The following is a 26,252-nucleotide window of genomic DNA, read 5'->3' as shown; positions in this document are numbered from 1 at the left end:
TTTAATCCTCCAAAAAGCCTGTCAAGGGACTGGATGCTTCCGCCTTGTAGTTTAATATTCTTCCCGGACCTGATAGGTAAGCTGCACGTCCGGCTTCTATTGCAAGTCGGAAAGCCTTTGCCATTAAGGCCACATCACCTGCTGTTGCAACTGCAGTATTGCACATGATTGCAGCCACGCCCATCTCCATTGCTTCACATGCCTGTGAGGGACGTCCTATTCCCGCATCAACTATAATAGGTAAATTAATCTCGTCCACCAAGATTTGAATAAAGTCCTTGGTACTAAGACCCTTGTTGCTGCCTATAGGGGCGGCAAGAGGCATAATTGCTGCTGCACCGGCTTGTGTCATAGCTCTGGCTGCATTAAGGTCGGGATACATGTAGGGCATTACAATAAAGCCTTCTTTTGCAAGTATCTCCGTTGCCTTAATAGTTTCGTAATTGTCAGGCATAAGATATTTTGAGTCATTAACCACCTCGACCTTTACAAAATCTCCGCAGCCTATTTCTCTGGCAAGCCGTGCTATTCTCACAGCTTCATTAGCGTTTCTTGCTCCTGAGGTGTTTGGAAGCAGAGTTATGCCCTTGGGCATATAGTCCAGAATATTTTCTTCACCGCCAACATTTGCACGGCGAAGAGCAAGAGTTGCCATTTCAACCTTTCCGCTTTCAATAACCGCTTTTGTCATATCCAAAGAAAATTTTCCGGAGCCAAGTATAAATCTTGATTCAAATTCATGTCCACCTATAACTAACTTATCATTCATAAAATTCATTAACCTCCATTTATAAATTATTTATACATCTTCAATACCAAGGAGCAGCCTCACAATCATGTTGGCCTGATGTCCGGCACATATTTGAACTCGTGGCGCCATTAAGCCTTTGCCCATGCCTGCTCCGTTTTCAAAGTCACCGCACAGGTAAAAACCCTTCATTCTCCTGACGGTTTTAATAATATTTGAGCTTTCATATCCTGCCATGCCGGAGGCAGCAACAATTTTACTGCCCGGAAGCCTTTCCAGAACAGTGTTGACCAACATTGACTTTGCTTCCGGCTTGTCAAAGGCTTCACAAATAATACCGTAGTCATTGAAAAGCTCACAAACATTGTCTTCTGTTACACGTATCGTTCGTGTTTCAACGGTTATGAAAGGGTTGATTTCCTTAAGCTGCATTTTTAGAGCAGCAGTTTTTTCCATACCAAGATGACTTATGTAATAACTTTGTCTGTTGAGATTACTTGGCTCCACCACGTCAAAATCCACCAGAAGCAGGTGACCCACGCCTATTCTTGCAAGCATGACAGCTATGTTTGAACCAAGTCCTCCAAGTCCGGCTATGGCAACACGGCCTTTCTTCAGCTTGCTATGAACATTTGGAGTATGCCGTGCCATCATCATGCTTTCAAGCTCATCCCTGTCAGGCATACAGCCCTTTGGAATGACAGCAAGAGTGTCACTCTCGGAAAGCTCGCAATCCTGGTCTATCTGAAATCCGTTTAAAATAACTATGTCAGTTTCCCTGCCAAGTTCACGGCGTACCTCAAAGGCTGTTCCCCATGTGACATTCATTTTTTTTCCATTTAGTGTAATAAGCATTTTCAGCCTCCTCCTACAAACCTGACAATTTCAAGGGTATCTCCATTATCCAGTATTACTTGGGAATAGGTTGTTTTAGGAACAATCTCACCGTTTAGTTCTACGGCAATTCTTGAAACATCATGGTTTTGAGAAATCAAAAAATCCTGCAGGCTTTGTGTAAATGCCAATTCCGTATGAGCTCCGTTTACCTTCATATTAGTGCTTCCTTTCATAAAAATTTCGAAAAAAAAAGCACAAAATGAATTTACACCCGCGGTGGTGTACCCCATTTTGTGCTTCTTTGTTCAATTACCTATATTATAATCCACAGTAAACGTACCAGTCAAGTAAAAACACCTCAGATTTTACCTTATTGGGTTTTAAACTGTGAAATCACAGCATTTAAATCTTCCATAGACTTTAATAATAATTGTGTATTTGATGAGATTCTTTCAAGTTCTTTAGTTTGCTCATGTGTTGTAACTGTATTTTCCTGACAGGTATTATTGATTTGCTCAGCTGTTTTTTCAACAATATCAATGGTTTTTACAATATTATTGCTTTCAGCCGTAATTTGTTTTGTTGCAGAGAATACCTCCAGAATTTGTGTATCTACATTTTCTACAGATTGTTGAATTTCCTCAAATACTTGACTTACCTGAAGGGATTTTTCAAGGCCTTCTGCAACTTTGGCAGTACCTTTTGAAATTGCCGTAACTGCATTTTTGGTTTCTTCACGTATACTTAATATAAGGCTTCTTATTTGGCTTGCGGATACTTTGCACTGCTTTGACAGATTTTTAATCTCGTCGGCAACAACGGAAAAGCCTTTGCTGCATTCGCCTGTGTGGGCTGCTTCGATTGCTGCATTGAGAGACAGCAGGTTTGTCTGGTCTGTTATATCAGAAATTATATCAATAATTTTACAGATTTCATTGGATTTTAAATTAAGATTTTTTATTACTTCCGCAGTATTTGAAATAGTACTGTCAATTTCCTTCATTTGCTCGGCTACTGCATTGACTCTAACCATCCCATTATTTGCTGCAACGGCAGACGCCCGTGCAAGTTCCGTAACATTCTGACTGCTGACCGAAATCTGGTTCAGGCCTGCAGAAACTTGAGAAATGGAATCAAAAACTTCCTTGATGCTTAAAAGTTGTCTATCAGTACTTAATGCTACGTTACGGCTTGTAAGCTCGATTTTTTCCATAACGTCAGAGCTTTTCTGGGAACTTGAGGTTAACTCCTCAGATAAGGCTGAAAGGTGCTGAGAACTTTCGCCTATTTGCAGCATTAATACTCTAAGTCTTTTAATCATAGAGTTAAAGGCTTCTGCTAATTGGCCAAGCTTGTCATTTGATTCAATTTCAGCTCTGATTGTAAGGTCGCCGTCAGCTACTGCGCGAGATACTTCTTCTAACCCGCTAATTGGCCCGGATAGAACCGTACAAGAATACAATACCATTATAATAATAATGCCCAATGACACAGTGAGGTATATTAATAGTACCTCTATTAAATCTTTGTAGTCCTCATGATGAGTTTCACCGGCTTTCGCAACCTGCTCACGGTTATAATTTACAAGAGCATCGGTGGCATTACGCAAATTGTCATAGGCCTCATTTGATTTGTCTGCAAACAAAAGATTAATACCTTCCGTGAAATTATTCTGTTTTGTGTTATCAACAACTTTCCGGCTGGCGTTTATATAGTGTTCCCATAGTATTTCAATTTGTTCCCATTTCTTGGCATATTCTGTTCGTACACTGGAAGTCCTGTTTGATGTTATAATTTTCTGGGCTTCTGTCTCAATATTGCTCATTTCCTTTTCAAACTTTTCAAAGGCCATTTTATCGGCATAAGCACTTTTATAAAGCATAAACCTGTATTCATTGGTTTTATATTCATAGCTCAAAGTATCTATTTTGTGTGCACCCTCTACAGTTGTAAGCCACATGTTATCAAATTCAGTGTCATTCTTATACATTTGCCCGACACTTGCATATGCATATACTCCCAATCCTATCAAAACAGCTGATATAATGCCGAATGATAAAAATAATTTAAATCTTAATGTGAGTGGCAAATTACCTACCTCCTTAAGTTTGAATATGTACTTACGCAAATTTGAGCTATTAATATATTTTATGCTAATTAACGACAAATTGTTAACATAAAGCTGCAAATAAGAACATGTCATTAATATTGAATAAAAAAATATTTGAGCTTAAAGTTAGACAACTCAATAACTACAGGCTAAAGGGTAAAAGTGAATTTAATTCTATATATTGACATGTCATTAATTATGACATATTATTGTGTATAGAATAAATGAAATTAAATTTGATTCCAAAAGAAGGAGGAATGTTTGCTTATGGCAGCTACGGAGAGAATGCCTGTAGGAAGTGTTATATCATTTGCAGGAGAAATTAAATCTGAAATGGTTAACAGATTGTATAGAATGGGGTGGCTTATCTGTGACGGAAGCAGATTAAAAATTGCTGATTATCCCGATCTTTTTCAGGCCATCGGAAATGCACATGGTGGAGATAATAATTATTTTTATGTGCCTGATATGCAAAGCAAGTTTATTAGAGGAGTTAACGGGGATGCCGTTAGTCCGTCAGGTAAGCTGATGGATCCTGATGCAGCTCAAAGAGCGGCTGCTAAAGCCGGTGGAAATGCCGGAAATGATGTAGGTTCCTATCAGGATTTTGCAACAGGACTTCCAAAGGCTGGTTTTTATACTAATGTAAGCGGCAGTCACACACACAACTTACCTCACTTGCCTGATGGTTCCCACAATGCGTATGCCGGAAGTATAGGCAGAGATGGCGGAAAAGAAGCCGGCGCCGATACCAGAACAGGTGAAGCCGGTGTCCATTCTCATGCTATTGTTGGTGGAGGAGATCCGGAAACCCGACCAAGAAATATGAATCTGCATTTCTTAATTAAATTCAGCAAAGACAGCAAATAATCATTTTTTATATAGGAGGAAGAGATATGCCTTTAAAATTTCCCGTAGGTATAGTTATACCTTTTGCCGGACCACTTAAAGAAGACCAGTTGAAATCTTCCGGCTGGCTTCCTTGTGACGGAAGAGTATTGGATAAAGCACAATATTCAGAACTGTTTAATGTAATAGGAACAAAATATGGAGGAGATGGTGTACCTAATTTTTATATACCTGATCTTCGGGGAAGATTTGTTCGTGCAACGGATCATGGAAGAGGGTATGACCCTGATGCACAGCAGCGTAAAGCCACAAGGTCAGGAGCAGTGACAGGAGACAATACCGGTTCAGTTCAGGACTTTGCCACAGGCAGGCCAAAAAATACCTTTATAACAAACGACCAAGGCAATCATAACCACTCGGTTGACCATCTGCCCACAGACTACTGGAATGCAGCATGTGCCATAACCGATAATGAAGGTGCAAATTTCCCGGGACGTACAGCTACATCAGGGGAAGCCGGACAACATTCACACACTATTATATCCGGTGGAGACAGTGAATCCAGACCTATAAATCTTTATATGTATTGGATTATAAAATTCACTTCTGCTGACTATGATGAGTCTATGCTATTAGCTGCAGGGTCTATTGTCTCCTTTGCAGGAGATGCGGTAAATCAGAATAATGACCTGATTGCTAACGGATGGCTTCCATGTACCGGAAGTGCATATGAAGTCAGCAAATATCCTGAACTTTACGAAAATATTTGCAATATATACGGCGGAGACCAGACCAACTTCAATGTACCGGATCTCAGAGGATTATTTGTACGAGGTGTAAACACAAATACATCAGATACCTCAGGAGTACAGGGCTCCACCAGAGTAGGACAAACAGAGGATTACTTGACTGCTCTTCCCAAAGCTGCTAATTTTTCTTTATCCACAGACGGTTTACATACTCACAGTGCGCCAAAACTGCCACATGATAAATATATAGAAAATTATTGTGCAGGACACGAGGTTGCCAATTTTCCTTCAGGCCAAGTAACGGATAATAACGGAAATCATACACATGTTATCGCCGGAGGAGACGCCGAGACACGACCTGTAAATATTTATCTGGACTATATCATTAAATCCAGTAATGTTTAAAGCGTAAATATACAAATAAAGTTAAAAGGAGGTTTCTTTTATGAAAGATTTGGATGGAATATACTATATCCAGAATTTAAGGTATGGATACATTTTTGCAGCTGATGGTGATAAGGATGAGAATGATCACATTGTAGAATCAAGGCCATCAGATGATGATATAAATTACGAAAAATTTAAATTTAAAATTACAAAGCATCCGGGCGGCTATTACTCAATTGAAAATCTCAAGTATGGAACTATGTTTGCAGCCAGCACCACAAAGGATGAAAATGACCATTATGTTGAAGCCGGAAACGTAGGTGATGTAGCTAAATCACAATGGAGAATAGGCTATATTAATGAAGACCATCCCATGCTGGGAATGTACATACAGAATGTAAAGTTTAGTTATATGTTTGCCGCCTCCACCACCAAAAAGGGTTCAGACCATGTTGTAGAAACAGCACCTGACAGCGGTGAAAATGAATTGAAGCTTGATAAATATAAGTTCAGAATAGTTCCCGTATAATAAGTAATTTCATATACGTAAGAAAAAGCATGGATTGGCACAAGCAGCCGGTTCATGCTTTTTTCAACAAATCAAATACTCTTCATTACAGATTGCAGTAACCCAGGAAATCTTGCGTCTAAATCATTGTATCTTATGGACATAAATCTTTGTTTACCTTCAATCCGTACGTTTATAATGCCTGATTCCCTTAAAACCTTAAAGTGATGGGAAAGGGCAGACTTGGTCAAGTCTATGTTACAGCTTGCACAGGTGGTTTCCTGCTGATTTGCAAGGTTTTTAATAATTTGAAGTCTGGTAGGATCACCAAGGGCATTTAAAACAGTAGATAAACACATTTGTTCTGCTGTAGGATGAAATAATTCCCGCAAGTTTTTGTACCTCCTGTATTATTTTAACTTAATATACTATTGAATTATACCACAAGCTGTGATATATTTAAATAGTTCAATTATATTTGAACTATTTAACATAAGTAAACTTTAGATTTTAGAATATAATATATGTGTGGAGGTAGATATTGTGGAATTGCTGCATAAGCCCGTAAATGTAGGAAATCTTAAACTAAGCAACAGATTGGTTATGCCGCCTATGGCTACTGCAAAGTCAGAGGAGGACGGCAAAGTAAGCCGGGACATTATTGACTACTACGATGAAAAGTCAAAGGGAGGCCATATAGGTCTTGTAATTATTGAACACAGTTATATAACCAGAGAAGGCAAAGCCAGTGCGAATCAGTTGTCCATAGCTGATGACAGTGTAATAGAAAATCTGAAAAAATTATCGGAGGTAATCCACAAAAACGGCTCTAAGGCCATTATGCAGATTAATCATGCAGGAAGTGTCGCATCTGCCGAGGTAACCGGAAAGAGTCCTGTAGGCCCATCCGCCGTACCGCATCCGAGAAGTCCGAAGGTGGTTCCTAAAGAACTTACAAAGGAAGAAATAAATGGCATAATAAGTTCATTTGCAAATGCTGCAAAAAGAGTTAAAGATGCGGGTTTTGATGGTGTTGAGATACATTCTGCCCACGGTTATCTTCTGAGCCAGTTTTTGTCTCCTATTAGTAATAAGCGTTCCGATGAATATGGCGGAAATGTTTTAAACAGAATAAAAATACATCTTCAGGTAATTGATGCTGTAAAAAAAGCAGTAGGAGAGGATTTCACCGTTTTTCTGAGACTGGGGGCAGCTGATTATATGGAGGGTGGCACTACAATAGAAGATAGTTCTATTGCAGCTCGTGAGTTTCAAAAGGCAGGCGTGGCAGCTCTGGACATTTCAGGGGGCTTCTGCGGCTATAGTAAGCCGGATGCAAAGGAACAGGGCTACTTCTGGCCATTGACAAAGGCAATTAAGGAACAGGTTTCCATTCCTGTCATACTTACCGGAGGAATCACGGAGCCGGAGGTTGCAGAACAGCTTTTAACTGATGGAAAGGCTGATTTGATAGGGGTAGGCAGAATAATTTTAAATGATTCTGATTGGGCCGCCCGTGCAATGGGTATATAAAGTTAGGTTAATAAATTAATCTCGCAAGGAGGTGATAAAATGATAACAAAGGACTGGTCAATAACTGATATAGTTGAGAAATATCCTAAAACTGCAGAAATATTGATGAACCACGGAATGCACTGTTTCGGGTGTATGGCAGCAAGGTTTGAGAACATAGAACAGGGTGCCATGGCTCACGGTATAAATGCGGATGAACTGATAAAAGAACTTAATGAAGCAATAAAGGAATAATTCCTGTTAGGAATAGTAGACATAAAATAAGCGTAATAACAGAAGGAATTTTACTTCTGTTATTACGCTTATTTTTTACTTCTATTATATAAAGAATATAATTACAAAATAAATAATAAGCAGAGCAAAACCCAGCGGAAGTCCGATTTTTGCCCATTCACGACTCTTAATTCCCAGCTTTCCGGCCGATATGATATTCGGAATATTGCCCGGAATAAGCATTCCTCCGCTAAGCAGCAGCCCCATAAGAATTGCCTGAATCTGTTTGGTACTCATAGCAGGGCTTACCTCGGCAGCTGCAAGTGTTGCATTGTCAAGTACAGCAGAGGATATATTTATCCAGTATAGCAGCATGCTGGGCAGATGAATTACATATGTGTTTATAAGTGGCTTAAAACCTGAACCAAGTAACTCTAAAGCAACTATAAACAAAAATATTTTTATGGCGCGAACAAATACTGCTTTTATGCTTTCAAGCTCCAAAACTCCTTCGTTTTCATCCTTCCAGCTATTTTCTCCCTCAATTTCACTTTGGTTTGCCTTATGCATCATTTTTGCAATCACAGCTCCAAGTATTGCCACAACAAGAACTCCGGGAATAACATATATACCTATGTTTCTGAAAAGATACGTAAAATCAGCTTTCAGAGAGGAAACTACTATAGTTGAAAGAGGCTCTCCTATAGGAGTTAGGGCTGAACCCAAACCAATGGCAAAACAGGATATTACAGTCAGCTTTACCTTCTGACTGTGCTTGAAGGGTAGAGCGTGTACTATCTCAACAAGTATCAAAGCAGCGATTATAGCTGTAATCAGACTGGAAACCAGACCAAGAACTATTATTAACAGAAAAACAAAAATACTTATTGGTATGCGTTTTGTGGCATAACCTACAAATTTTTTGATTTTACCCACTGAAATCCTGAAAATAAATCCGGCTACCAGTACTGCCCCGGTTATAAAATAAAGAAGATAGTTTTCAAATATATGCAGTACTAAGTCCGTAGACAGTGTACCTGAAATTAAGGTTGCTGCAATTCCCATAACCAGCAGAAAGTATTCCAGATTATGCTCTATGGGCTTAAATACGAAAGGTAGTATTAATATTAATGCCAGTACAATCAAAAGACCAATAATCATTTAGTATCCTCCAAAGTCTATTTATTTCATTAAATTAGCTAAAACAATAACAATTCCAATTGCAGCTATAAGATAGCAAGCTACCATTATAAGATGTTTTTTTACGCTATTCATTAGTGTCACCCCCTTTTTTATCTAAATGCATGGGAAACTTTCAAATATTGGGAAGTAATTTATGTTACGAGAACCAGATTTTTCTAAATAAGGACGCGAAAAAGGTGGAAAACTCGTACGCATACGAGCTTCCCACCCCAGAAGCCAAGTACTCTTGAAAACGGTAGTTATCCGTTCAACCGAAAAAAACTTAATTAACTTACGGCTATTATAACACGGTGAAAAAAATTGTACAATATTTATGAGAAACTATGAAAAAAATAAATAACCGGCTTTTGGAAACTGCTATAAGTTTTTTGAATTAATAAGCCACTGGTTTCAAGTGACTATGGATTAATTTGATTATAGAAGCAATGTGAAATTATTACTTTAAATGAGATGTATGGTATAATGTACAGACTAAATTATTATATTATTATTGGACTTAACTATGGAGGATTTTATGGGGCTGAAAATATCTTTTGAAGTACAAAACTTCAAAGCAGTGAGGCTTATTGGTAAAGAGGTGGTTGTTGGCAAGAAAAATCCTGTTCCTGAATTATGGAGTAATATGTTAGAAGACGGTACAAATGAGTTTCTTCAAAATATGCCACAGAGAGTTTCTCCCAGAGGGGACACAATAGGCTGGATGGGTGATTACAATTCCAAGACTAAAGAGTTTACTTACATAGCGGGGGTATTTGCCAAACCGGATACTAATGTTCCAAACGGATTTTCTTATCGCGACATCCCGGAATGTCTAATGGGTATTGGGTGGATAAAAGGAAATACTTCTAATCTGGAAAAGGGGGCACATACCAAAACCGAGAAAATAATGAGAGAAAACGGGTATATGCCTGATTACTCAGTTGTTGGGATTTCAATGGAATACTACTCATTCGATAATTATGCAAATATCAAAGAAGATGGTAACAATATTTTCACTTGTGGATATTTTCTGCCTTGCAAAAAAATAATTTAATTTGTACTTATGAGGTAAATAATGCTGCATTTGTTTTTGAGGGTAAGGCTTCAACGGCAAGACAACTATATATAAAGGACGAACTTATATGGAAAATAAAAAAAAGCTTCTTATTATTAGAATAATTTTATCAGTATTATTAATAATGACACTTATTTTAAGACAGGTACATTTTATACCAGATAGTGTATATCCGATAATTATTAGTCTTATTGCAGTTGTTATAATAATTGGGCCAAACAGACTTTTTAAGTAGCCAACAAAACACAGTAACCAATTAAATTTAACTCACATATATTGGATTTATAAATATATATAAGTGAGTGATTTGCTTTGAGAATTCATGTTGTAAAGTCAGGTGAAAGTATCTATTCAATTGCACAGCAATATAGGGTTTCCCCGGAAAAAATAATATCTGATAATGAGCTGACCAACCCGAATCAGCTGGTAGTAGGACAAACTTTAGTAATACTGGAAGGGACCCGGCGACATGTTGTAGCCCCCGGTGAATCAGTTTATTCCATAGCAAGGTCCTATAGGATAAGTGTTAATGAGCTTTTGGCAGCCAACCCTCAAATTACAGACCCCTCAAGAATACAGCCGGGTATGGTTATTACCATACCTCCGATGACCTATAATTACGGACCTATGGAAGTAAACGGCTATGCCTTTCCCAATATTAATATGGAAGTCTTGAAAAAGACGCTGCCAAATCTGACATATCTCAGTATTTTTAGCTATCAGGTAAGTCCCGACGGGAACCTGAAGTCCATACCCGATGAGCCTCTTATTCAGGCAGCAAGAGCTGCAAAGGTAGCCCCCCTGATGGTTATTACAAACATAAAAGAGGGTGGAGGCTTTGACAGTGATATTGCCCATTCAATACTTACAAATGAGACTGCTCAGACAAATCTTATTAATAATGTTACCCGAAATTTAAAACAGAAAAACTATTTTGGTCTGGACATTGATTTTGAGTATATATATCCGTATGACAGAGAGAGCTATAATAATTTTCTGAGAAGAATCGTAAGAACCTTAAGGCCACTTGGCTATACCATCACTACAGCACTTGCTCCTAAGATATCAGCGACTCAGCAGGGCAAATTGTATGAGGCTCATGATTATCCTGTTCATGGAGCCTTGGTAGACCATGTTATACTTATGACTTATGAATGGGGCTTCACATACAGTGCACCTATGGCAGTATCCCCAATAACCGGGGTTAAGCGTGTTCTGGACTATGCCGTAACGGTAATCCCAAGGCGTAAAATATTTATGGGTATGTCAAATTACGGCTATGACTGGACATTGCCATATACTCCCGGAACTGCTGCAAGAACTGTCACCAATACAGGTGCGGTGGATCTTGCCAGAAGGGAAGGGGCTGAAATTCAGTATGACGAAGTATCTCAGGCACCTTTCTTCTATTATTATGCTGATGACGGAAAACAGCATGTGGTTTGGTTTGAGGATGCCAGAAGCATTTTTGCAAGACTGACTCTGGCCCATGACTACAGGCTTGGGGGAGTGAGCTACTGGACAATAAATCGTTACTTCCCGCAGAATTGGTTAGTTTTAAGCTCTATTTTTAATATAAGAAAGCTCCTCTAATCTTATTGTTACCACTCCATGGTATTGAACAAAAACAAAGACCGTAGCTACAATATGCAAAAAAATGCAAATTGTAGCTGCGGTCTTTGTTTATACAGATAAAAATGTGGTAAATATCAAATGACTATAGACACATAAATAATGTAAATATTTGGTGTGTTTACAATTTAACAATTTCATTGATTATTTAGTATTCCTTTGATAGAATAGTGTAGAAATGTGTAGAAAAATGTAGAATAAAGTAGTAAAATTTAGTAAGCAAAGAGGGGGAAGCCAATTGAAAAGCAAAATACTTATTATTGGTGCAGGCTATGCGGGAATACTCACTGCTAAGAAACTGGCTAAAAAATTCAAAAAGAATGATGATGTAAACATCACTATAATTGATAAAAATCCGTATCATACAATGCTAACTGAGCTCCATGAGGTAGCTGCAAATAGAGTAGATGAGGACAGTATCAAAATCAGCTTGAGCAAGGTGTTTGCAGGCAGAAAGGTTAACGTTGTACTGGATATCGTAGAATCCATTGATTTTGAGAATAATAAGGTTATGGGAAACTGTGATACTTACGAATATGAATATCTTGTACTGGCAGCAGGTTCAAAACCGACATATTTCGGTGTGCCAGGTGCTGAGGAATTTTCCCATAAGCTTTGGTCTTTCGATGACGCTGTTAATTTGAGAGAACATATTCATAACTGCTTCAGAAAGGCTGCAGCAGAAACCAACCAAGAAAAGAAAAAGAAACTTTTGACTTTCCATGTTGTTGGAGCGGGTTTTACAGGAGTTGAAATGGTAGGGGAACTTGCAGAATACGTTCCTGTTCTATGTGAAAAATATGAAATAGACAGAAAAGATGTAAGTATATTCAACGTAGACGTGTTAACACGTACAGTTCCTAACTTGCCTGAAAAGCTGTCAAACAAGGTTGAAAACCGCTTGAAGAAAATGGGCGTTACTATGATGCTTAATAATGGCGTTGTAGGAGTCGGTGCAGACTTTATTGAGACTAAAAACGGAGAAAAGGTTACAAGACATTCTTCCGGAACAGTTATATGGGCGGCAGGTATCGAAAGCTCCGATATTACCAATGAGGCTGCAAAAACTCTTCAATCTGCTGCAAGAGGTCGTATAAAGCTGGATTCATATTTGCGCTCACTTGATAACGACCATGTATACGTAGTTGGAGACAATATGCTCTTTACAGCTGAGGGAGAGGAAAGACCTGTTCCGCAAATGGTAGAGAACTGTGAACAAAGTGCGGCGGTTGCAGCAAAGAATATTTACAGTGCTATTACAGGTAAAGGTGAAATGAAAGCTTACAAGCCATCTTTCCATGGAATGATGGTATGTGTAGGAGGAAGATACGGTGTAGCAAGAGTGGGCTTGCCCAAATTAATGTTTAATCTGCCGTCTTTTCTTGCAATGTTTGCAAAGCATTTCATTAATATTATTTATTTTATACAGGTACTAGGCTGGAACAAAATATTCAGCTACGTAAAACATGAATTTTTCACAATTAGAAATTGCAGAAGCTTTGTCGGCGGACATTTTTCTAACAGAACACCTAGCTTTTTGCTAGTTGCTCTTAGAGTATGGCTTGGTGCAGTATGGCTATTTGAAGGTGTTATGAAGATTGTTGAGGGATGGTTTAGCAAACCACATCTGGCAGGATTCTTCGGTGGGGCTAACGGCTGGTATGACAGTATTCTAAACGGTGCAACCGGCGAAGCAGGAAAGGCCGCTGCAGAAGCAGTTTCCTCGGCTACAGCTGCAGGAGGCGGAGAAGCAGTTGCAGAAGGAGTCAAGCAGATAGGAACTACAATAATTAACTTTGATTTCTTACACCTTTTCCGTGTTATATTTGTAAGTGGAAAGCACCTTGCTGAGTCTGCATTGAGTGATTTTGCATTCAGACTTGATATACCGCTTATGAACACTTTTGTTAATAAAGTTATACTTGGAAATGATTCTATTCAGATGTTTATGCAGATTTCAATAGTAATAGCTGAAATCTTAATAGGTCTTGCATTAATAGGCGGTTTGTTTACTACACCTGCTTCAGCAGTATCTCTTATATTGCAGTTTATGTTCGTGTGTACAACAGGCTTGTATCTGGGAACCTTCTGGATGATATTTGCCGGAATTGCCGTATTAATTGGCGCAGGAAGAACCTTCGGACTTGATTACTATGCAATGCCTTTCCTGAAAAGACAGTGGAAAAAGCTACCTGTAGTCAGAAAATGGTATATATACAATGATTAATGCTCAATATGAGCTTAAAGAGGTGATAGGGTGATTGGAAGATTTTTGAATTATGTTGAAATAAAGACTAAGATAACCAGTACATTTGCATTTCTTATTACAATGGCTTATTTGTTCTATATAGGAAATCCTGTTAACTGGAAGCTTACTTTGATATTTTTTGCATCAATGTTCATATTTGATATGACTACTACTGCAATAAATAACTATATAGATTCAAAAACCAATCATCAATCACTGGGATTTAAAAGGAATACCGCTCTGGCTATTATATATGTAATGCTTGGTATAAGTACGGCACTGGGTTTATATCTTGCATATCTCAGTGATGTGGTAGTACTTCTTATTGGTGGTGTATGTTTCCTGTGCGGTATTTTTTATACTTTCGGGCCTATACCCATATCAAGACAACCTTTGGGAGAGATTTTTTCCGGTTTTTTTTACGGGTTACTGATACCCTTTATTCTTCTGTATATTAACCTTCCAAAGGGAACACTTTTGAATTTGAGCCTTAGTTTAACTGAAATAAATCTGCAATTAAGCATTATGCCTATAATTACAGTAATTCTGCTTTCAATACCACCGGTATGTACTACAGCAAACATAATGCTGGCAAATAATATATGTGACCTTGAAAGGGATATTACAGTAAAGAGATTTACACTGCCCTATTATTTGGGTAAAAGCAAATCAGTTTATCTGTTTGCCGGGTTGTATTATCTCGTGTATCTGGATATCATTCTCATGGTGGCGCTTGGCAAACTGCCTTGGGTATGCCTGTTAGCATTAATATCATTATATCCGGTACAGAAAAACATAAATCTGTTTTTCAAGGAGCAGGATAAAGCAAAAACTTTTATTGTTTCCATAAAAAATTATGTGCTTATAATGAGCTCCATATCATTGCTGATTTTTATAGGAGGACTCTTATTTCAGGGTAATTAAGGAGTTAATATGAAATTTGCTAAAAAGACAGACATTTTAATAATAATAATAATTCTCATATCCGGAGGAGTTTTGTGGGCAGTATATAACAGCTCCTTTTCAAAAAAGCCTGCAAAAGCTGAAATATACTATAAATCTCAACTTGTTGAAACTGTTGATTTGACTAAGGGTAAGGATAAAACCTTCAGTATACCCCAATCCAAGCATGTAGTATTTCATCTTTCAGCTGATGGCAGGATACGTTTTGAAGAATCAGATTGTCCGGATAAGATTTGCATAAAGACAGGATGGCTTGACAAGGTTGGACAGACTGCGGCATGTCTTCCTAATGAAGTATTTCTAAAAATAGTGCCACAGGATAATAACCGCAGCAACGATGATATAGACATGATAATAGGTAAATAGGAAGGTCAATATTGCTCATGAATAATTCAAGGAACAGTATGACAAAAACTAAACAACTGGTTCTTACTGCATTGCTTTTTGCTGTTGCCTTGGTACTTTCTGTAGTTGAGAATTCTTTTCCGCCAATATCGGCAGGAATTCCCGGTATAAAACTTGGACTTTCCAACATTGCCGTAATGTTTGCTCTATTCTTTTTATACAAAAGACAGGCATTTACAATTGCTGTTTTAAAGGCACTGTTCGTCTTGTCTGTAAGAGGACCTATAGCAGGCTTACTTAGCCTTGGCGGAGGAGTTTTGTCCATAGTTGTAATGGCGTTGCTGGTATTTGCTTTTAAGGATAAAATTTCATATCTGATTCTTAGTATCTTTGGCTCAGTAGCACATAACGCAGGTCAGTTTATTATTATATCAATTCTTTATACAAACATGTATCTTTGGGTTTATTTGCCTGTGCTTTTATTTGCAGGGGTAATCGCAGGGATAGCAACATCTACCTTACTCAGGTTTATTTTACCGGCCCTTAAAAAGCTGGCTTAAATAAAAACATATACAATTATATAGGAGGACTTCTTATGAAAAAAATTATTTCGCTAGTAATGAGTTCTGTTTTGGCAATTTCACTTCTTGCCGGCTGTGGCTCATCATCCGATTCAAGTAATTCAACAAATTCAGCTCCATCTACTTCCGCAAGCAGCTCTACTGCAGCTGTAAGCAGTGAAGCAAATGGAGATGCTGTTAAAACAGGACTCGCTGTTATTTCATCAATAGCAAATTCCAAAGATGCAGGAAAAGAAGATGGTCTTGGACAAGTTGATTCTACTGTTGTTGCAGTTACAGTAGATAAAGACGGTAAAATTGTTAAGTGTGCTATTGATGCAGCACAGACAAAGATTAATTTTTCAGCAGCAGGCAAACTTACTACTGACCTGAAAAAAGAATTCAAATCAAAACAGGAATTGAAGACTGCATACGGAATGAACAAGATTTCTAAACTTGGTAAGGACTGGAATGAAGAAGCTGATGCTTTTGCAAAATATGTTGAAGGTAAAACAGTTGCTGAAGTAAAGGGAATAGCTGTAAATGCAGAAGGTGTTCCATCAGATAAGGAACTTTCCGCTACAGTTACAATACATATTGCGGACTTCACTGCTGCAATTGAAAAGGCTGTTAACAGTGCAAAGGACCTTGGTGCAAAAGCCGGAGACAAGCTTGGACTTGGTGTTACTACAAACATCAGCAAGTCAACTGATGCAGCCGACAAGGACGGAGTAGCACAGGCTTACTCAAATTACTCAGCTACAACATTTGGTGCAGACGGAAAAGTAACCAGCTGTGTTATTGATGCTTCACAGTCAGACGTGAAATTCTCTAAGGCAGGAAAAATCACTTCAGATTTAAAGGCTCCTTTAAAGAGTAAAATTGAACTTGGTGCTGACTATGGTCTTGGTAAGGTTTCAAAAATTAAAAAAGAGTGGTTTGAACAGACAGAAGCTCTTGCAAAATACGTTGCAGGAAAAACAGCTGATGAAATCAAGGGTATTGCTGTTAATGCAGAAGGAGTACCTTCACAGGCAGAATTAACAAGCTCTGTAACAATTCACATTGGCGACTACCAGGCTGTTATAGCTAAAGCAGCTGCAAATGCTAAATAATTGTTGAATTAAAACAAATCATCCACAAATAATATAAGTAATAAATCAAATTCAATGCTTAAATTGGGGTTGTCACAAAATTAGTTTTTTCTTAAACTGTACGTGAGTATAAATTGTATACGGGAGTACGGGTGCTAAACAGAAAAACTTTGTGTTTTGTAACAGCCCCGTTTAAGCTTAATTTTTTAAATGAAAAAAGTGCCGAATGGCTTACGGAGGCTAATATAAAATGAAAACGTTAAAAAAACTGACAGTGATAATACTTATACTGGCATTTTCCATAAATCTTACGGCATGTGCAGACAAGAAGAAAACCAGATATGAAGCAGAATTTCTTGTGCTTTTTGATACCGTAACAAAAATTGTTGCATATACTGACACCAAAGAAGAATTTACAAAGTATTCTCAGCTAATATATGATAACCTGAAAGAATACCATGAACTATATGATATATATCATGATTATCCCGGGAAAAACAATATAAAGACTATAAATGATAATGCAGGAAAAAAGCCTGTTAAGGTAGACAAAAAGATAATAGACCTACTGCTTTTTTCCAAGGAGTGGTATAAAAAAACCGACAGTAAAATGAATATTGCATTTGGTTCTGTTTTGAAAATATGGCATGATTACCGTACGGCAGGTTTGGATAATGAAGAAAATGCCAAAATACCTCCTATGGATATTTTAAAAAAAGCATCACAACATACGAATATAAATAAACTTAAAATAGATGAAAAAAACTCCACCGTCTATCTGGAAGACCCTGAAATGAATCTGGATGTTGGTGCTGTGGGAAAAGGATATGCAACAGAACAGGTCAGCAAAATTGCTGAGAAAAACGGCTTTAAATCCGGACTTGTAAGTGTGGGGGGGAATATACGCTCCATAGGAAACAAGGGCGTTGACAATCAGTTGTGGAATCTGGGAATACAGAACCCGGACACAGAAAGCAAAAACTCAACTTTGAAGCTCATATATGTTGCCGATAAATCAGTTGTTTCAAGCGGAGACTATGAAAGATACTACACAGTAAACGGTAAAAGATATCACCATATTATAGACCCAAACACCCTGTTTCCGTCAGAATACTTTTCAGCAGTTACTATAGTCACCCATGATTCAGGCATGGCTGATGTATTATCTACTGCTATTTTCAATATGCCCTTTGAACAGGGAAACAAATTGATTGAATCCTTACCTGATACTGAGGCACTGTGGGTTACTAAGGATGGTAAAATAAAGTACAGCAAGAATTTTGATAAATATTTAAATAAATAAGTTATCGTATAAGTTCCGGTTTTTAGTTATAATAGGTTAGTGTGCAAGAAAGCATAATAACTTATTATGGCAAGGAGGCCTGACCCTTATGAACAACCCAAGTAATAATTGGAAGAAGAATATAATACTGTTTCTGACCAGTCAGACCATATCATTATTGGGCTCATCTTTGGTTCAATATGCTATTATTTGGTATATTACCATGACTACACAGTCCGGCGTAATGATGACCATATCCATTATCTGCGGTTTCGTCCCTACATTTTTCCTTTCACCCTTTGCAGGGGTATGGGCAGACAGATATAACCGTAAAGTTCTTATAATGGCATCCGATAGTTTAATAGCACTGGCTACACTTATAATGGCGATTTTGTTTATGGCCGGATACAACAGTATGTGGCTGCTTTTTGTGGTTCTTGCAATAAGGGCACTGGGAACTGCTGTTCAGACACCTACGGTAGGTGCTTTTATACCCCAGATTGTACCTCAGGAAAACCTTACAAAAGTCAATGGAATAAACGGCAGTATACAAGCGCTGGTTATGCTTGCATCGCCAATGCTGAGCGGTGCATTAATGAGTGTTACAACAATTAATCTCATATTTTTTATTGATGTCTTTACAGCTGTAATCGCAATTATAGTTCTTCTTTTATTTGTACATGTTCCCGTACATTCAAAAGCTGTGAACAAACAGTCCGGAGGCTACTTTAAAGATTTTCATGAAGGTCTCATATACACAAAAAACCATAGATATTTAAGAACGTTTTTTATTTTTGAAGCGCTTTTTTTAATATTAGCAGCTCCGGCGGCATTCCTTACACCACTTCAGGTTACAAGAACTTTCGGAAATGATGTGTGGAGGCTCACGGCAATTGAAATTGTGTTTTCAGCAGGTATGACTTTGGGCGGGATTATCATGGCATCCTGGGGCGGCTTTAAAAACAAAGCCCATACCATGGCATTATCTACACTGGTAACGGGCATTTGTACCTTGGTACTGGGGATAATACCCGTATTCTGGATATATCTGTTCTTTATGGGGGCGATAGGATTATCAATGCCTGTTTTTAATATTCCATCAACTGTCCTTTTACAGGAAAAGGTTGAAGAAGAGTATATGGGCAGGGTATTTGGAGTTATGTCAATGATTACCAGCTCTATGATGCCGGCAGGTATGCTTGTGTTTGGCCCTATGGCGGATTATATAAAAATAGAGTGGCTGCTGAGAGTTACGGGAGTACTTATAGTATTTATAGGAATTGCGTTATACTTGAACAAGATTCTATTAGAAGCAGGTAAGCCCAGTACACAGATATAAGTAATAAGTAAAACGGTTGAATAGAGGGCTTGTAAGCTCAAGAATTACTTACAAGCCCCAAAAAAACATATTATTTACTTAGCCTTTTGATAGAATTCCTTCTATCTCATCCATTTGATTTTTTGATAAAGGACCAAAATTTATTGCCTTTGCGTTTTCTTCAACTTGCTTTGTTGTTTTAAATCCGGGAATAGGTATAGTGCTATCACTTTTACCCCAAATCCATGCTATAGCACCCTGAACTAGAGTACGACCATTGCTGGTTAGGATTTCTTTCACTGAATTTAGTTTATCAAGGAACTCAGGTACAGGCTTTCCGTCTTTGAAATATTGAATCCAAGAATGACCCGCACCTCGAACATCATCTTTTGGCAACAAAGATTCTGCATTAAATTTGCCAGTTAGGAACCCCATAGCCAGAGGGCTGCGGTTAATACTGGCAAGGTCGCTGTTTTTGCAGAATTCAACTAATTGCGGAGCATCATTAAAAACATTTAGGCAGTGCTGAATAACAGAACAATTAGGTCTTTCTGCAAATAGTTTAGCACCATCAATAAAATCAGTGCTCCAACCATATGTGCGAATTTTACCCTTTTTGACAAGCTCGTCAAGAGTCATACATACTGTTTCCACGTCGGAGATTAATATATTACCTTCATGAAGCTGGTAAACGTCAATGTAATCGGTATTGAATCTTTTAAGGGAGGCATCACATGCTCTCTCTATGTAATCAGGAGTAAGATTGACACCATATAAGGTTTTAGTTGTTTCGTTACCAAAATTTCCAAACTTTGTAGCAAGTACAATGTTGTTCCTTTTTCCTGCAATGGCTTTTCCGATTATTTCTTCACTATGACCAACACCATAGCAATCTGCAGTATCCAAGAAGTTTATACCAAGTTCTAAAGCTCTGTGTATGGCTTTAATTGACTCAGCATCATCAACATCACCCCAACCGTCGTACATTCCGGCATAAAAGAATGGTCCGCCAATAGCCCAACAACCCAATCCTAAGGGGCTGACTTCAATTCCTGACCGTCCAAGTTTTCTCTTGAATTCTTGATTCATATAAAATACCCTCCTAACATATAATTTAATTTCTTATACCATCCAGAAATACAGTTGTACATTTAACAATATCCTTTTCTATATCCTTTTCATCGTAAAACTTAACCGTCATGGAAAACCCTATCATCATGTAATAAAAAGATAAGGCAACATCGTTTGCAGGTACATTTCTGATATTTCCGTTTTTGATTCCATGTTCTATAATATTTGTGATTTTGTTTATGAAAAGCATTTCGATTTCATATGTTTTTTGTAAAATATAGTCTTTTAAATATTCTGGCGGATAATAATAATATCTATCCCAGAAGACCATTTTGTTATTATTCTTACAGTTATTTAAGTAGCCTGAAAAAATACTTACTAATTTCTCCAGACAGTTTAACTCTTCACTATAAGCTGTCAAATTATCAATAAAAGAAGAGTAATCTTCTAAAATGTCATTGAATATAGCTGTAAATATACTTTCTTTACCTGAGTAATGTGAGTATAAGGAGGCTTTCTTAATTCCAACAGCTTTGGCGATATCATCCATGTGGGTACCAAAATACCCCTTGCCTGCAAATAACTCTAATGATTTGTTCAGTATCTCATTTTTTTTTATATGACCTCCTTAAATACTACCTACCGTTTGGTAGTATTGTATATTATTATATTAAGTTTTACAATACCAAATACCATATTTTTAAAATTTTGTTATTAACCCGGATAATAACAGTTCTGTATAAACTCCATAAAAGGCAATAATGAGCCATGTGACAATCCTGTAAAAGACAGAAAATATAAATAGTTGATGATTGTGGTTGTTTAAATGTATAATATTTATCAGTTGAACTGGAAAGAAGGCGGTTAATTGGCGAATTTAAACAACCCGTTTATATCATTGAGACATAAAAATTTTCGGTATTATTGGTTTGGAATGTGCATTTCACAAATAGGAACCTGGATGCAGAATATAGCCCAACCTCTGCTTGCTTATAAACTAACTGATTCTCCCTTTTTGCTTGGGTTGGTAGGAGCACTTCAATTTTTGCCTGTACTGTTGTTTTCTTTATTTGCCGGAGTTATAATTGATAGATTTCCAAAGAAGAAACTTCTTATAATCACTCAGTCAGCATCTATGTTAATAACACTTATTCTTGCGATTTTAGCCTTTACGGGAGAAATAAGATACTGGCACCTGATAATAATGGCCTCTGCCATTGGAATGGCAAATACCTTGGATATGCCTGCAAGACAATCCTTTGTAATTGAATTGGTTGGAAAAGAAGACCTTATGAATGCAATCGCACTGAATTCCACTGTTTTTAATATTTCAAGAATTATAGGGCCTGCAATAGCAGGTATCTTAATGGAATATTCAGGCGTAGCTTTTTGTTTTTTTGCAAATGCAATCAGCTTTGGAGCTGTTTTAATAAGTTTGTTCTTCATAAAGCCACAAAAGTTAGAGAATGGAGAGGTGGAAAAGGGTAAGACCATATTTCAAAATATCGGAGAAGGACTTAGGTATATATTGAGAAGTGAAATTCTTTTCTCCACTATAATAATTATGGCTATAGTAGGCACTTTTGCTCCAAACTTCAGTGTACTGATACCGGTATTTACGTCCAAGATTCTTCATATGAAGGAAGCCGGATTCGGGTATCTTATGTCTTTTATGGGAGTTGGCTCACTGTTTGGTGCAGTTTACGTAGCAGCTTTCAGCAGGTCAGGCCCAAAAAGGATTATACTACGCATCGTTCCTGTTGCGGTTGGTTTGCTCTTGATATTAATTGCATTTACGGATAAATTCATACTTACGGGACTTGTTCTTGCCATAACAGGCTTTTTCTTCGTTATGTTCAGCTCAAGTTCAAATTCAGCATTACAGCTTAATACAGACAATGAATACAGGGGAAGAGTTATGAGCATATACACGTTGGTTTTTGCAGGCTCAACACCTATAGGCAATTTGTTTGCAGGTGCAATGACACAATTCTACAATGCACGGATTGGTTTTGTATCTTGCGGTGCAGCTATAGTCGTACTAATGATTCCCATACTTATATTATTGAAAGGGGCAAGACTCTTTGCAAAACAATAACACTACTTACAACAGCTTTAAATTAAACAGATTTTTGGTACTGATAATGGCTGCAGCAACCGGAATAACTGTAGCAAACCTTTATTATATTCAGCCGTTGCTTGCGGAAATTGCAACAGAATTTAATGTTACACAGGTAAGCGTGGGGTTTGTGGCTATGCTTACTCAGGCAGGATATGCTCTGGGAATGTTATTTTTACTTCCTCTTGCAGATATAAAGGAAAAAAGGAAATTAATAATCACTATGCTTTGTTTCTCCTGTGGCTCTCTTTTGCTAATGTTTTTTTCAAATAGTATTATAATGATTGCAGTTTCATCTTTTGCTATAGGCTTTACTTCTGTAGTACCTCAGTTTATAGTACCTTTGGCTGCACAGCTTGCTGACCCCAAGGAGAGAGGCCGGATTATAGGAACTGTAATGAGTGGTTTACTTATTGGTATACTTTTATCACGTACCTTTAGCGGATTGATAGGAGAATATATGGGCTGGAGGGTTGTATACCTGATAGCGGCGGTTATGATGCTGGTATTGGCTGTGTTTCTGAGAAAGTTCATACCGGAATGCCCCGGTATTTCAAGCCTTGGCTATAAGGATTTGTTCAGGTCAATGGGTAAGCTGGCTAAGGAGCTGCCGGTTTTAAGAGAGGCTTCTCTTAACGGAGCTATGATGTTTGCTGCTTTTAGCGCATTTTGGACAACCCTTGTTTTTCTCCTTCAAAGCCCTGCATACAAAATGGGAGCAGATGCCGCCGGATTATTTGGCCTTATAGGAATAACAGGTGCGTTGGCAGCTCCTGTAGTGGGCAGGATTGCAGATAAAAGAAGTCCCAGATTTACGGTAGTAATAGGTATGTTTACTGTTACAGCGGCATATCTGTGTTTTTTATTCCTTGGATTTAAGCTTTGGGGGCTGATAACAGGTATAGTATTGCTGGATTTGGGTGTTCAGGCATGTCAGATTTCAAACCAGGCAAGAGTTCACGCATTGAGTAATGAAGCAAGAAACAGGATAAATACGGTGTTTATGGTATCATATTTTGTGGGAGGGGCAACAGGCTCATTTATGGGTTCCTTCAGTCTTGAACATTTTTCATGGACGGGGGTATGTATATTCGGTCTGGTAACACAAATTATTGCGTTTACAGGTTATATAATAAGAAGTAAAAGGTATAATGGAAAGTTAAGTATAAACAAATTAGACGATAGTAATTAATCATATGCAGACTGGCTATTGGATTGTATAATGGCAGATACTTGTTAAAAAATACAGATGTATAATTTGAGATTTAATAGGAATATTTACAAGTGTGCTATACTATATTGACAACAGTCCTTTAAGTGTGGTATTGTCTGCTTCTAGAAAAAAATTTTGACTCTTACCTCTGTGAAGCACCTTGATATTTTCAAGAATAATCCGTTGTTAGGTAGAGAATAACTTGTTATATGGAAAGGAAGAGGGCCATGAATAAAGCAGAACTTTTGGGTAGATGGACTAAAGAAAAGTCCGAAGAACTTTATGGAATTAAGAATTGGGGAGCCGGCTATTTTTCTGTATCTGACAATGGAGAGGTTATGGTAAATCCTTACAAGGATAACAGCTCTGCGGCTGTAAGCCTGATGGATATTATATCAGGAGTTCGGGAACGCGGACTGGACATGCCTGTACTATTGCGTTTTGAAAATTTGCTGGATTCACAGATTTCATTTTTAAATAATTCATTTAATGAGGCTATGCACAAGCTTAACTATAAGGGTGCATACCGCGGAGTTTATCCCATAAAGGTAAATCAGCAGCAGCAGGTAGTAGAGGAAGTGACAAGATTCGGTCAGAGATATCACCACGGACTTGAAGTAGGCAGTAAGGCGGAACTGGTTGCCGCACTTTCGGTAATGAAGGATAAGGAAGCCTGTCTGATTTGTAACGGATACAAAGACGAAGAATTTATAGATTTAGGCCTGTATTCAGTAAAAATGGGCTTTAAATGCTTTTTTGTAATAGAGATACCCGGGGAACTGGATATTGTTCTTGAGCGTTCAAGGGCATTGGGGATTAAGCCTAATATTGGTATACGTATAAAGCTTTCTGCAAAAGCGGGGGGACATTGGACTGAATCCGGCGGAGACCGCAGTATATTCGGACTGAATATGTCTCAGGTGATTTCAATGGTTGACAGGCTGAAGGAAGAGGGAATGTTGGATTCTCTTAAACTATTGCATTACCATCTGGGCTCACAGATACCGAATATCAGAGATATACGTTCGGCAGTTCTTGAGGCAGCCCGTGTTTATGCGGAACTGGTAAAAGAAGGTGCACCCATGGGGTATCTGGATTTGGGCGGCGGATTGGCAGTAGACTATGACGGCTCAAATACAAATTACACCAACAGCCGAAACTACACTGTTGAGGAATACTGCATGGATATTGTAGAGGCTGTTATGACTACCCTTGATTCAGGCGACGTACCTCACCCTGTAATTGTTACAGAGTCAGGGCGTACTACGGTTGCGTATTATTCGGTGCTTATATTTAATGTACTGGATACTGAGAAATTTGAAGAGCATGATATACCTGACAAGCTTGACGAAAGTACATCAGAGCAGATACGAAACCTGTTTGATGTAAATAAGAATATAACACTCAAAAATATACAGGAGTGCTATAACGATGCCCTTTATTATAGGGATGAAATACGTGATATGTTCAAACATGGACGTATCAGTCTTCGTGAACGTGCATTTTCTGAAAAGATATTCTGGAATACTATTAACCAGATAGCGAAGGAAAAACAAAAGCTGAAAAATGCTCCCCCTGACTTGGAGGATATTGAAAGTGCAATTGCAGATATTTACTACTGTAATTTTTCTGTATTTCAGTCAATACCTGACAGCTGGGCCATAGATCAGCTTTTCCCTATAATGCCTTTGCACAGGCTGCTTGAATTGCCTAAAAGAAATGCGGTAATAGCGGATATAACCTGTGACTGTGACGGAAAAATAGACCAATTTATAGATTTACACGACGTAAGAACAACACTTCCGCTGCATGAGTTTAAAAGCGACCACGACTACTATCTTGGTGTATTTTTGGTGGGGGCATATCAGGAGACCTTAGGGGACCTTCACAATTTGTTTGGAGACACAAATGTTGTCAGTGTCAGAATAAACGGTGACGGTACCTATGACCTTGTAAAGGAAATCCATGGGGACAGTGTTTCTGATGTGCTTTCATACGTAGAATTTGACCCTAAGGATATGCTGGTAAGCTTCCGTGAAAAAGCTGAGCAGGCAATTCATGAAGGTTTAATAAGTGCCAGTGAGAGACCTGAAATAATGCGTGCATATGATAACGGATTGAGAGGGTACACCTATTACGAAAGATAATAAATAAAGACTTTAAGGGGAGGCTGCAAAACAGAAATACTTTGTGTTTTGCAGCCTCCCCATGCTATT

Annotated in this window: 25 protein-coding genes and 1 other annotated feature; of the genes, 17 read left to right on the top strand and 8 right to left on the bottom strand. The window is 38.0% G+C overall.

Translation table 11 applies throughout. The features are described from left to right. Position 1: 1 nt before the first annotated feature. The 4 genes from P0092_RS16995 to P0092_RS16980 form a co-directional block, all read right to left on the bottom strand. A complete protein-coding gene (locus tag P0092_RS16995) occupies positions 2 to 769 on the bottom strand; it encodes a thiazole synthase (RefSeq protein WP_004616104.1) in 768 nt (255 codons plus the stop codon). 30 nt (positions 770 to 799) lie between these two features. Further along, on the bottom strand, positions 800 to 1,603 hold the full coding sequence (thiF, locus tag P0092_RS16990; protein ID WP_004616105.1) for a sulfur carrier protein ThiS adenylyltransferase ThiF: 804 nt from the start codon (positions 1,601 to 1,603) through the stop codon (positions 800 to 802). Positions 1,604 to 1,605: 2 nt separating this feature from the next. After that, positions 1,606 to 1,800, bottom strand: coding sequence for a sulfur carrier protein ThiS (gene thiS, locus P0092_RS16985; protein ID WP_004616107.1), 195 nt, complete (start codon positions 1,798 to 1,800; stop codon positions 1,606 to 1,608). 155 nt (positions 1,801 to 1,955) lie between these two features. Then, positions 1,956 to 3,674, bottom strand: a complete 1,719-nt coding sequence (locus P0092_RS16980; protein WP_004616109.1) for a methyl-accepting chemotaxis protein — start codon at positions 3,672 to 3,674, stop codon at positions 1,956 to 1,958. A 288-nt stretch (positions 3,675 to 3,962) separates the two neighbouring features. Between P0092_RS16980 and P0092_RS16975 the strand changes: the two genes are divergently transcribed. Genes P0092_RS16975 through P0092_RS16965 form a run of 3 tightly spaced genes read left to right on the top strand, consistent with a single transcriptional unit; the run spans position 3,963 to position 6,209 of the window. Next, positions 3,963 to 4,565, top strand: a complete 603-nt coding sequence (locus P0092_RS16975; RefSeq protein ID WP_004616111.1) for a phage tail protein — start codon at positions 3,963 to 3,965, stop codon at positions 4,563 to 4,565. A 26-nt stretch (positions 4,566 to 4,591) separates the two neighbouring features. Next, positions 4,592 to 5,698, top strand: a complete 1,107-nt coding sequence (locus P0092_RS16970) for a phage tail protein (RefSeq protein ID WP_004616112.1) — start codon at positions 4,592 to 4,594, stop codon at positions 5,696 to 5,698. A 40-nt stretch (positions 5,699 to 5,738) separates the two neighbouring features. Then, a complete protein-coding gene (locus P0092_RS16965; RefSeq protein WP_004616114.1) occupies positions 5,739 to 6,209 on the top strand; it encodes an RICIN domain-containing protein in 471 nt (156 codons plus the stop codon). Positions 6,210 to 6,280: 71 nt separating this feature from the next. On the opposite strand, the gene P0092_RS16960 is transcribed toward P0092_RS16965, so the two are convergent. After that, positions 6,281 to 6,580, bottom strand: a complete 300-nt coding sequence (locus P0092_RS16960) for an ArsR/SmtB family transcription factor (RefSeq protein WP_004616116.1) — start codon at positions 6,578 to 6,580, stop codon at positions 6,281 to 6,283. Positions 6,581 to 6,731: 151 nt separating this feature from the next. On the opposite strand from P0092_RS16960, the gene P0092_RS16955 reads away from it, so the two are divergent. Continuing rightward, complete coding sequence (locus P0092_RS16955) at positions 6,732 to 7,721, top strand: NADH:flavin oxidoreductase (RefSeq protein WP_004616118.1); 990 nt, start codon at positions 6,732 to 6,734, stop codon at positions 7,719 to 7,721. A 39-nt stretch (positions 7,722 to 7,760) separates the two neighbouring features. Next, positions 7,761 to 7,955, top strand: coding sequence for a DUF1858 domain-containing protein (locus P0092_RS16950; RefSeq protein WP_004616120.1), 195 nt, complete (start codon positions 7,761 to 7,763; stop codon positions 7,953 to 7,955). 84 nt (positions 7,956 to 8,039) lie between these two features. Here the strand turns inward: P0092_RS16950 and P0092_RS16945 are convergent, their stop codons facing one another. Then, positions 8,040 to 9,095, bottom strand: a complete 1,056-nt coding sequence (locus P0092_RS16945) for a DUF1646 family protein (protein ID WP_004616122.1) — start codon at positions 9,093 to 9,095, stop codon at positions 8,040 to 8,042. Positions 9,096 to 9,335: 240 nt separating this feature from the next. Continuing rightward, positions 9,336 to 9,390: a sequence feature (sodium ion sensor (DUF1646 type); this cis-regulatory element may regulate processes involved in with the transportation of sodium ions), on the bottom strand. A 261-nt stretch (positions 9,391 to 9,651) separates the two neighbouring features. Between P0092_RS16945 and P0092_RS16940 the strand changes: the two genes are divergently transcribed. The 9 genes from P0092_RS16940 (at position 9,652) to P0092_RS16900 (ending at position 19,654) form a co-directional block, all read left to right on the top strand. Next, a complete protein-coding gene (locus P0092_RS16940) occupies positions 9,652 to 10,170 on the top strand; it encodes a GyrI-like domain-containing protein (protein WP_004616127.1) in 519 nt (172 codons plus the stop codon). A gap of 333 nt (positions 10,171 to 10,503) precedes the next feature. Beyond that, positions 10,504 to 11,784, top strand: coding sequence for a LysM peptidoglycan-binding domain-containing protein (locus tag P0092_RS16935; RefSeq protein ID WP_004616131.1), 1,281 nt, complete (start codon positions 10,504 to 10,506; stop codon positions 11,782 to 11,784). A gap of 277 nt (positions 11,785 to 12,061) precedes the next feature. Further along, positions 12,062 to 14,050 (top strand): NAD(P)/FAD-dependent oxidoreductase, encoded by a 1,989-nt coding sequence (locus P0092_RS16930; protein WP_004616132.1) that lies wholly within the window; start codon positions 12,062 to 12,064, stop codon positions 14,048 to 14,050. Between the two features lie 30 nt (positions 14,051 to 14,080). Further along, on the top strand, positions 14,081 to 14,995 hold the full coding sequence (locus P0092_RS16925) for a UbiA family prenyltransferase (RefSeq protein WP_004616134.1): 915 nt from the start codon (positions 14,081 to 14,083) through the stop codon (positions 14,993 to 14,995). A gap of 9 nt (positions 14,996 to 15,004) precedes the next feature. After that, positions 15,005 to 15,400 carry a NusG domain II-containing protein gene (locus P0092_RS16920; RefSeq protein WP_004616135.1) on the top strand — a complete coding sequence of 132 codons (396 nt, stop codon included), beginning with the start codon at positions 15,005 to 15,007 and terminating at the stop codon, positions 15,398 to 15,400. A gap of 38 nt (positions 15,401 to 15,438) precedes the next feature. Further along, positions 15,439 to 15,939, top strand: a complete 501-nt coding sequence (locus tag P0092_RS16915) for a Gx transporter family protein (RefSeq protein ID WP_004616137.1) — start codon at positions 15,439 to 15,441, stop codon at positions 15,937 to 15,939. Positions 15,940 to 15,974: 35 nt separating this feature from the next. Then, positions 15,975 to 17,054 carry a hypothetical protein gene (locus tag P0092_RS16910; RefSeq protein ID WP_004616139.1) on the top strand — a complete coding sequence of 360 codons (1,080 nt, stop codon included), beginning with the start codon at positions 15,975 to 15,977 and terminating at the stop codon, positions 17,052 to 17,054. Positions 17,055 to 17,283: 229 nt separating this feature from the next. After that, entirely contained in the window at positions 17,284 to 18,336 is a 1,053-nt protein-coding gene (locus P0092_RS16905) for an FAD:protein FMN transferase (protein ID WP_004616141.1), read from the top strand. Positions 18,337 to 18,424: 88 nt separating this feature from the next. Then, positions 18,425 to 19,654 (top strand): MFS transporter, encoded by a 1,230-nt coding sequence (locus tag P0092_RS16900; RefSeq protein WP_004616143.1) that lies wholly within the window; start codon positions 18,425 to 18,427, stop codon positions 19,652 to 19,654. A gap of 78 nt (positions 19,655 to 19,732) precedes the next feature. Here P0092_RS16900 and P0092_RS16895 read toward each other — a convergent pair whose 3' ends face one another. Beyond that, the gene (locus tag P0092_RS16895) at positions 19,733 to 20,722 is read right to left on the bottom strand and encodes an aldo/keto reductase (protein WP_004616146.1); all 990 of its coding nucleotides are present in this window, start codon (positions 20,720 to 20,722) and stop codon (positions 19,733 to 19,735) included. Between the two features lie 25 nt (positions 20,723 to 20,747). Continuing rightward, positions 20,748 to 21,305 carry a TetR/AcrR family transcriptional regulator gene (locus tag P0092_RS16890; protein ID WP_276187235.1) on the bottom strand — a complete coding sequence of 186 codons (558 nt, stop codon included), beginning with the start codon at positions 21,303 to 21,305 and terminating at the stop codon, positions 20,748 to 20,750. A gap of 267 nt (positions 21,306 to 21,572) precedes the next feature. On the opposite strand from P0092_RS16890, the gene P0092_RS16885 reads away from it, so the two are divergent. The 3 genes from P0092_RS16885 (at position 21,573) to speA (ending at position 26,183) form a co-directional block, all read left to right on the top strand. Further along, complete coding sequence (locus P0092_RS16885) at positions 21,573 to 22,802, top strand: MFS transporter (protein ID WP_004616147.1); 1,230 nt, start codon at positions 21,573 to 21,575, stop codon at positions 22,800 to 22,802. Next, a complete protein-coding gene (locus P0092_RS16880) occupies positions 22,789 to 24,015 on the top strand; it encodes an MFS transporter (RefSeq protein WP_004616149.1) in 1,227 nt (408 codons plus the stop codon). The genes P0092_RS16885 and P0092_RS16880 overlap by 14 nt, the downstream gene beginning before the upstream one ends. Positions 24,016 to 24,263: 248 nt before the next feature. Next, a complete protein-coding gene (gene speA / locus P0092_RS16875) occupies positions 24,264 to 26,183 on the top strand; it encodes a biosynthetic arginine decarboxylase (protein ID WP_004616151.1) in 1,920 nt (639 codons plus the stop codon). Positions 26,184 to 26,252 lie beyond the last annotated feature (69 nt).

The sequence above is a fragment of the Ruminiclostridium papyrosolvens DSM 2782 genome (genome assembly GCF_029318685.1).
Classification (GTDB): domain Bacteria; phylum Bacillota; class Clostridia; order Acetivibrionales; family DSM-1351; genus Ruminiclostridium; species Ruminiclostridium papyrosolvens.
Note: the sequence above shows the minus strand (reverse complement) of the source record. Positions and strands in the feature narration are given on the sequence as shown.